Below are 8,176 nucleotides of genomic sequence, written 5' to 3'. Positions count from 1 at the left end.
CAGCGTGAAGCCGGCGAGCACGCCGAGCTGCGGGGCGATGGTCGCGAGGCCGGCGCCGTCGATCATCACCGCGCGCGCCGCGGTCGTGACGTGCGTCAGCGGGAAGATCAGCGCGAGCTTCTGCACCCACGGGTGCATGCCGTCGAGCGAGAACCAGATGCCGGATAAAAACATCATCGGCCACGAGATCAGGTTCAGCAGGCCGTCGGCCATCTCCTCGGTGCGCAGGCGCGCGGCGATCACCAGACCGATGCCGATCAGGCTGCTCGCGCCGAGCGCGAACACCAGCAGCAGGTGCAGATAACTGCCGTACATCGGGTAGCCGATGAGCAGATGCGTGCCGGTGAACACCAGCGTGCTGACCAGCAGCACCAGCGTCAGCCGCGAGCCGATCTGCGCGGCGAGGAATTCGACGGCACTCAGCGGCGTCGCCTTCAGGCGCTTGAGCACGCCGTTCTTGCGGTAGCGCACGATCACGTAGCCGACGCCGTACAGCGCGCTCCACATCATGTTCATCGACAGCACGCCGGGGATCAGCCAGTCGACGTAGCGGATCACCCGGCCGCGCACCGCCTCGCGCCGGAAGCCGGAACCGCCGTCGCTGCCGGCCAGCAGCCGTTCGGCGAGATAGCCCTTCGCCGATTCCTCGTTGACCCAGTAGTGCTGCGTGCGCAGGTCGATGAGCAGGTCGAGCTGGTGGCGCTCGACGCGCGTGATCGCGGCTTCGGTGTCGGCCTCGGCGTAGGGCACGAACTGCACGTGCCGGGTATCGAGGAAGGCCGGGTGCGCGGCGCCGTCATTGAGCAGGCCGATCTTGTACTGCGGCGCCGGCTCGCCGGAGTAGCCGAACGCGAAGCCGAGCACGATCAGCACCGGCATCACCAGATTCCAGCCGAGCGCGGTGCGATCGCGCACGAACTCGATGTTGCGCGCGACGAAGGCCGCCGCGACCCGCCGCGCGCGTCCCCAGCCGCGCCCCGGCGCGGCAGCGGCGATTTCGGTCGAGGACATGTCAGGACTCCGGCGGGGGACAGGGGCGGGGATCGTAAGCCGGCGGCGGGTACAGCGGCCACCGGGGCGGCGGTGCCGGCTGCGGATGGCATCCGCATTGCGCGGCATTGCAGCCGGCGCCGGGGCGCCGCGGGCCGGGGACAGCGGCTATGGTTGCTGGCGGCTGATGCTCATCCGGCGACGGATTTCCGTCACCCTGCCGGCCCGGTGCCGCGTCCGGGAATCCCGCTGACGTGATGCCGGCGGACAAGCTACTGATTGGAAAGGCCACGGCGAAACCTTGTCGAGTTGGCTTCCAAATTGCTCTGGCAGGCCTCACGTTCGAACCCTCAGGGACTGCACCCATGGCAAAGAAAGAAGAAGCCAAGCCCGCGGAAGCGGCAGCCGCCGGTGGTGGCGGAGGCGGCAAGGGCAAGCTGATCATCATCATCCTGCTCGTGCTCATCCTGCTGATCCTGGCGGTGGGCGCCACGCTGTTCTTCACCGGCGCCCTCAACAAGTTTCTCGGGCACGGCGGCGATGATGGTTCCGCGGTGGCGGCCGGCGGCCATGGCGCGCCGATGGCCGTGCCGGTCGCGGTGCCGAAGTCGGCCGGGCCGGCCAAGTACCAGCCGCTCGATCCGCCTTTCGTCGTCAACTTCGACGATCAGGGCGTGCTGCGCTACGTGCAGATCAGCGTCTCGATCATGGCCCGCGACCAGAAGGCGCTCGACAAGGTCAAGGAGAATGACCCGCAGATCCGCTACCGGCTGATCCTGCTGTTCTCCGGCCAGACCTTCGCCGAACTCGGCACACCGGCCGGCAAGGAGAAGCTGCAGCAGAAGACGCTGGAGGAAATCCAGAAGATCCTGATCGCCGAAACCGGCACGCCCGGCATCGAAGCCGTGTACTTCACCAACTTCGTGATGCAGTAGGCCTCGCCTGCATCGCCGCCCCGTTCCGGAGAGTCCGCCGCCGTGCCGAACCGCGATCTGCTTTCGCAGGACGAACTCGACGCGCTGATGGAAGGCGTCGGCAACGGCCGCGTCGTGGTCGGCCGCGGCCAGTCCGCTGGCGAAGTGCTCGCCTACGACCTCGCCAGCCCCGAGAACGTCATCGCCTGCATCCAGCCGGCGCTGAACACCGTGCAGATGCGCTTCGTGCATCAGCTCGGTCTCGGCTTCTACGAGCTGCTGCGTCGCGACCTGCCGCTGACGCCGGTCGAGGTGCACGCCGAGCCCTACCAGGACTTCGTCGCGCGCCTGCATCCGCCGTGCAGCGTCAACGTCATCGGCCTGTCGCCGATGGCCGGTCCCGGGCTGATCCTGTTCGATCACCCGCTGGTGTTCTCGCTGGTCGGGGCCTGGTACGGCGGTCAGGGCACGCAGTACAGCGAGACCGACCGCCTGGAGTTCACGGCCGCGGAGCTGCGCATGGTGCAGCGCCTGAACGCGCTGTGCGCAAAGGCGCTGGTCTCGGCCTGGCAGCCCTACCTGCCGGTGCGCTGGACGCAGCACGCCTCCGAGATCAGCCCGCATCTGGTCACGGCCATCCATCCCGGCGAGCTGCTGATCGTGTTCGGCATCGACCTGATGCTCGACGGCACGCTCGGCACCTTGCGCGTCGCGCTGCCGTCGTCGATGTTCGAGCCGGTGCGTGGCACGCTGCTCGCGGCGCTCGCACGCGAGCATCCGCTGCGCGACGAGCGTCTGCAGCGGCTGCTGGAGGAGGGCGTGCGCGATGCGCAGGTGCAGGTGAGCTGCGTGCTGGCCGAGCTGGAGGTCAGCGTCAACGACCTGCTGAACCTGCAGGTCGGCGACACGATCCCGGTCGACCTGCCCGAGCAGGCACGGCTCGAAGTCGACGGCGTGCGCCTGCTTGCCGGCCATTTCGGCGACACCCAGGGCTGGCGGGCGCTGCAGATCGACCGCTGGCTGGTGTCGCTGCCCGAAACATTCGAACTGCCATCCGCCGAACGCGCCCTGAAACCCGTCGGCCGGGACAAGGCCCCGGCCAAAGCGGAGAGGAAGCCATGAGCGAACCCGAGGACCGGCCCGAAGGCGCCGAAGACAGCGCATCCCCCGCCGCCGCCACGGAACCTGCGGCCGCGAGTTCCGCCCCGCCCCCGAAGCCGGCGGCCCGCCCGGCCGCCCCGCCGCCGAAGCCGGCTGCCGCAACCCGCAACAGCGGGGGATTCGGCACGAATTTCGACACGGCCGGCGACCCGGTTCCGTCCGCGAACGGGCGGGCGGCCAATCTCGATGTCGTGCTCGACATCCCGATCACGCTGTCGATGGAGCTGGGCCGCACGCGGCTGTCGATCCGCGAGCTGCTGGCGCTCAGTCAGGGCAACGTCGTGCGCCTCGACCGCCCGGCCGGCGAACCGCTGGACATCCTCGTCAACGGCTGTCTGGTGGCGCGCGGCGAGGTCGTCGTCGTCAACGACCGCTTCGGCGTGCGCATCGTCGAGATCGTCAGTCCCGAGGAACGCATCAAGAGGCTGCGCTGATGACGGAAACGCGACACCGGACCCCGCGGGCCGCGTGGAGGCTGCCGGCACTGGCCAGCCTGTTCGCTGCCGGGCGCGCCGCTGCAGCCCCCGAAACCCCGCCGCCGGCGGCGCCGGCCTTCGACGTGAGTTCGCTGGTCAACCTCGGCATCAAGCTGCTGGTCGTGATCGCGGTGATCCTGGCGCTCGCGTGGCTGGCGCGGCAGGTGCCGACGCTCAGGCGCAGCTCCGGACCGATCACGATCCTCGGCGGGCTCAACGTCGGCAACCGCGAGCGCATCGTGCTGGTCGAGGTGCACGGCGAGCGCGTGCTGCTCGGCGTGACCCCCGGCAGCGTCACGACGCTGCACGTGCTCGACCGCCTGGCCGTGCACGGCGCGGGCGCGGGCGAGACGGACGGCGAGGACAGCCCGCGCCGGCGTTTCGACTTCCGCTCGGCGCTCGCCGATTACCACCGGGCACGGGAGGACGGCGGTGGACCGCCGCATCCGTAGGGCGCTCGCGCTCGGCGGCGGACTCGTCGCGATGTGCGCCGCCACGGCGCTCGCGCTCGCCGAGCCGCGCGTGCCGGCGGTGACGATGACGCCGGGCACCGGCGGCGTGCAGGAGTGGTCGGTCAGCCTGCAGATCCTCGCGATCATGACGGCGCTGACGCTGCTGCCGTCGCTGGTGCTGATGACCACGGCCTTCACGCGCATCGTCATCGTGCTGGCGCTGCTTCGCCAGGCGCTCGGCACGATGCAGACGCCGTCGAACCAGGTGCTGATCGGGCTGGCGCTGTTCCTGACCGTGTTCATCATGGGGCCGGTGCTGCAGCGCATGCACGACGAGGCGCTGACGCCGTACCTCGAAGAGCGCATCGGCTTCCAGGAGGCGGTCGAGAAGGCGCGCGTGCCGCTGTCGCAGTTCATGCTCGCGCAGACGCGCGAGTCCGATCTGGCGCTGTTCGCGAAGCTCTCGGGTCGCGAGTCCTTCGAATCGCCCGAGAGCGTGCCGTTCACGCTGCTGGTGCCGGCCTACGTGACCAGCGAGCTGAAGACCGCCTTCCAGATCGGCTTCATGCTGTTCATCCCGTTCCTGATCATCGACTTCGTGGTCTCCAGCGTGCTGATGGCGATGGGCATGATGATGCTGTCGCCGCTGGTGATCTCCTTTCCGTTCAAGCTGATGCTGTTCGTGCTGGTCGACGGCTGGCCGCTGGTCATGGGCACGCTGGCCGCGAGCTTCCACGGACCGGGCAGCGGCTGAACGCACGCGAGGCCTTGCTGCCATGACTCCGGAAACCGTGATCACGCTCGGCCAGCGCACGCTGGAGGTCTCGGCGCTGCTGTCGGCGCCGCTGCTCGGGGCGATGCTGATCGTCGGCCTGGTCGTCGGCCTGTTCCAGGCGGCGACGCAGATCAACGAGCAGACGCTGTCCTTCGTGCCGAAGCTGATCGTTGCGGTGCTGGTCATCGTCGCCGGCGGCGGCTGGATGATCGAGATCCTGACCGACTTCACCGAGCGCCTGTACCGCAGCATCCCGACGCTGATCGGCTGATGCGCGTGCCGGATTCGCCCCGATGCCGCCGCTGACGAGCAGCGAGATCGCCGGCTGGGTCGGCGGTTTCGTGTGGCCGCTGTTCCGGATCGCCGCGATGCTGTCGGTCGCGCCGGTGATCGGTGCGCGCTCGCTGCCGCGGCGCGTGCGCGCGGCACTGGCGCTGGTGCTGACGGCGGTGACCGTGCCGCTGCTGCCGCCGGGGCCGCAGGTCGAGCCGATGTCGCCGGCCGGCATCCTGATCGGCGTGCAGCAGGTGCTGATCGGCCTGTACATCGGCTTTGCACTGCGCCTGGCGTTCGCGGCGCTCGAAACCGGCGGGCAGATGATCTCGACGCAGATGGGGCTTGGCTACGCCTCGCTGATCGATCCGCAGAACGGTGCCTCGACGCCGCTGCTCGCGCAGTTCTACGGCCTGCTCGGCATGCTGATCTTCCTCGGCCTCGACGGTCACCTGCTGCTGATCGAGACCGTGGTCGAGAGCTTCCACCTGCTGCCGGTGTCGACCGACGGCCTGGCCCTGCAGCGCTGGCGCGAGCTTGCCGATGCCGGCGCGATGATCTTCGCCGGGGCCGTGAAGTTCGCGCTGCCGGCGATGGCCTCGCTGCTGGTCGTCAACCTCGCCTTCGGCGTCATGACCCGCGCCGCGCCGCAGCTGAACATCTTCGCGGTCGGGCTGCCGGTGACGCTGCTGCTCGGGCTGGCGATCCTGCTGTATTCGCTGCCGGCGCTCGCGCCGGAATTCCGTCGCCTGATCGACGCCGCCTTCCTGCTCGTGCACCGGGCGCTGGCGGCCGGAGGCTGAGATGGCCGAGGAAGACGGACAGGAACGCACCGAGGAACCCACCCCCCGACGGCTCGAACAGGCACGCGAGAAGGGCCAGATCCCGCGCTCGCGCGAGCTGAGCACGGCGCTGCTGACGCTCGGCGGCAGCGTGGCGCTGGTGTCGATGGGCGCGGGCTACGTCGATACGCTGCTTGAACTGATGCGCGCCGGCTTCGCGCTGGAGTGGCGCGACATCTTCGAGCCGACCCGGCCGGCGCAGGCGCTCGGGCACGCGCTGCTGACGATGCTCGGGCTGCTCGCGCCCTTCCTGCTGCTGATGTGGGTGCTGGCGCTGCTCGCGCCGATCGCGATCGGCGGCTGGAACTGGTCGGCCGAATCGCTCGCGCCGAAGTGGGAGCGGCTGGATCCGCTGACCGGCATCGGCCGGCTGTTCTCGCTGCACGCGCTCGCCGAACTCGGCAAGGCGCTCGCGAAGTTCCTGCTGGTCGGCAGCGTCGCGATCTGGGTGCTGCACGATGCCGAGCCCGAACTGCTCGGGCTCGCCGCCGAACCGCTGCCGCTCGCGCTCGCGCACGCCGGCACGCGCATCGGCGAGCTTGCGCTGTGGCTGGCCGCGCCGCTGCTGCTGATCGCCGGCTTCGACGTGCCGTTCACGCTGTGGCAGCACGCCAAGGAGCTGCGCATGACGCTGCAGGAGGTCAAGGACGAGATGAAGGACATCGAGGGCCGGCCCGAGATCAAGGGCAAGCTGCGGCGCATGCAGATGGAGTTCGCGCAGCGGCGCATGATGGATCAGGTGCCGGGCGCCGATGCCGTGATCGTCAACCCCGAACACTACGCGGTGGCGCTGAAGTACGAGGCCGAGACCATGAAGGCGCCGAAGGTGCTGGCGCTCGGCATCGACGAGATCGCGCTGCGCATCCGCGCGCTCGCCGGGGCCAGCGGCGTGCCGGTGGTCGAATCGCCGCTGCTCGCGCGCGCGCTGTATTACAACGCCAAGATCGATCGCGACATTCCGGTGGCGCTGTACCTGGCGGTCGCGCAGGTGCTGGCCTACGTGTTCCAGCTGCGCGCCGACCACGAACTGCCGGGCGCGCCGATCCGGATGCCGGAGGTCGAGGTGCCGACGGGCGTGCGCACCGAGTAGAGCTCCCGCCGGCGCCGGCGGGCTGGCGGGGGCCGCCGCCCGCCGTGCCGGTGTCCGGTTTCCGGCGCCGTCCAGCCGTCGGCACCCCACCCCGGCATTTTCCCGCGCGTCCCCCCGCGCGCCCTGCATGGATTCCCGTCCCCGTCCTCCGCCCGCATGAAAACGCCGTCCTTCACGCAAGTCCTGACCACGCTGGCCCGCAGCGGCCTCGGCGCGCCGGTGCTGCTGCTCGTCATCCTGCTGATGATGATCATCCCGCTGCCGGCGCTGCTGCTCGACGTGTTCTTCACGTTCAACATCGCGATCTCGCTGATCGTGCTGCTGGCGTCGATCTACGCGCTGCGCCCGCTCGATTTCGCGGCCTTCCCGACCGTGCTGCTGGTGGCGACGCTGCTGCGTCTGGCGCTCAACGTCGCCTCGACGCGCATCGTGCTGCTCGAAGGCCACAACGGCGGCGATGCCGCCGGCAAGGTCATCGAGGCTTTCGGCCACTTCGTCGTCGGCGGCAACTACGCGGTCGGCATCGTCGTGTTCGCGATCCTGATGATCATCAACTTCGTCGTGGTCACGAAGGGCGCCGGGCGCGTGTCCGAGGTCAGCGCCCGCTTCACGCTCGATGCGATGCCGGGCAAGCAGATGGCGATCGACGCCGATCTCAACGCCGGCGTCATCGACCAGGCCGAGGCCAAGCGCCGGCGCTCCGAGGTCGTGCAGGAGGCCGACTTCTACGGCTCGATGGACGGCGCCTCGAAGTTCGTGCGCGGCGATGCGGTCGCCGGCATCCTCGTGCTGTTCATCAACATCATCGGCGGCCTGCTGATCGGCACGCTGCAGCACAAGCTGCCGGTCGGTCAGGCCGCCGAGATCTACGTGCTGCTGACCATCGGTGACGGTCTGGTGGCGCAGATTCCGGCGCTGCTGCTGTCGGTGGCCGCCGCGATCATGGTCACGCGCGCCTCGGGCCGCGCCGACATGGGCGAGCAGGTGGTCAGCCAGCTGTTCGGCTCCAGCCAGGCGCTCGGCGTCACCGCTGCCATCATCGGCATGATGGGCCTGATCCCGGGCATGCCGAACCTGGTGTTCCTGACGCTCGCCGGCGGCTGCGGCTGGATGGCGTGGCGCGTCTACCGGCGCGGCGCGCCGGGCATCTCGGTGACGGTCGGGGCGCCGGGCGGCGGTGCGGCGGCAGCGGCCGGTGCGGCG

Annotated in this window: 10 protein-coding genes; 9 read left to right on the top strand and 1 reads right to left on the bottom strand. The window is 69.8% G+C overall.

Going from position 1 to position 8,176, the window contains the following annotated elements; translation table 11 throughout:
* A partial coding sequence (locus PKE44_RS11735) for an ABC transporter permease (protein ID WP_324551338.1) occupies positions 1-1,011 on the bottom strand: 1,011 nt, incomplete at its 3' end.
* 344 nt (positions 1,012-1,355) lie between these two features.
* On the opposite strand from PKE44_RS11735, the gene PKE44_RS11730 reads away from it, so the two are divergent.
* From PKE44_RS11730 to PKE44_RS11690, 9 genes are all read left to right on the top strand, one after another.
* Positions 1,356-1,925: a flagellar basal body-associated FliL family protein gene (locus tag PKE44_RS11730; RefSeq protein WP_324551336.1), complete on the top strand. Its 570-nt coding sequence runs from the start codon at positions 1,356-1,358 to the stop codon at positions 1,923-1,925.
* 42 nt (positions 1,926-1,967) lie between these two features.
* On the top strand, positions 1,968-3,026 hold the full coding sequence (locus PKE44_RS11725; protein ID WP_324551333.1) for a FliM/FliN family flagellar motor switch protein: 1,059 nt from the start codon (positions 1,968-1,970) through the stop codon (positions 3,024-3,026).
* Complete coding sequence (gene fliN, locus PKE44_RS11720) at positions 3,023-3,499, top strand: flagellar motor switch protein FliN (RefSeq protein WP_324551331.1); 477 nt, start codon at positions 3,023-3,025, stop codon at positions 3,497-3,499. The genes PKE44_RS11725 and fliN overlap by 4 nt, the downstream gene beginning before the upstream one ends.
* Positions 3,499-3,993, top strand: a complete 495-nt coding sequence (gene fliO, locus PKE44_RS11715; RefSeq protein ID WP_324551329.1) for a flagellar biosynthetic protein FliO — start codon at positions 3,499-3,501, stop codon at positions 3,991-3,993. The genes fliN and fliO overlap by 1 nt, the downstream gene beginning before the upstream one ends.
* Positions 3,994-4,024: 31 nt before the next feature.
* Positions 4,025-4,747 (top strand): flagellar type III secretion system pore protein FliP, encoded by a 723-nt coding sequence (gene fliP / locus PKE44_RS11710; RefSeq protein WP_324551340.1) that lies wholly within the window; start codon positions 4,025-4,027, stop codon positions 4,745-4,747.
* Between the two features lie 22 nt (positions 4,748-4,769).
* Positions 4,770-5,039, top strand: a complete 270-nt coding sequence (gene fliQ, locus PKE44_RS11705) for a flagellar biosynthesis protein FliQ (RefSeq protein ID WP_324551327.1) — start codon at positions 4,770-4,772, stop codon at positions 5,037-5,039.
* Between the two features lie 22 nt (positions 5,040-5,061).
* Positions 5,062-5,844, top strand: coding sequence for a flagellar biosynthetic protein FliR (gene fliR, locus PKE44_RS11700; protein ID WP_324551325.1), 783 nt, complete (start codon positions 5,062-5,064; stop codon positions 5,842-5,844).
* 1 nt (position 5,845) lies between these two features.
* Positions 5,846-6,973, top strand: a complete 1,128-nt coding sequence (gene flhB / locus PKE44_RS11695; RefSeq protein WP_324551323.1) for a flagellar biosynthesis protein FlhB — start codon at positions 5,846-5,848, stop codon at positions 6,971-6,973.
* A 156-nt stretch (positions 6,974-7,129) separates the two neighbouring features.
* Positions 7,130-8,176, top strand: a 1,047-nt coding sequence (locus PKE44_RS11690) for an FHIPEP family type III secretion protein (protein WP_324551321.1), incomplete at its 3' end; no start/stop codon positions are given.

It is taken from the genome of Plasticicumulans sp. (genome assembly GCF_035331805.1).
In the GTDB taxonomy this organism is placed as follows: domain Bacteria; phylum Pseudomonadota; class Gammaproteobacteria; order Competibacterales; family Competibacteraceae; genus Plasticicumulans.
Note: the sequence above shows the minus strand (reverse complement) of the source record. Positions and strands in the feature narration are given on the sequence as shown.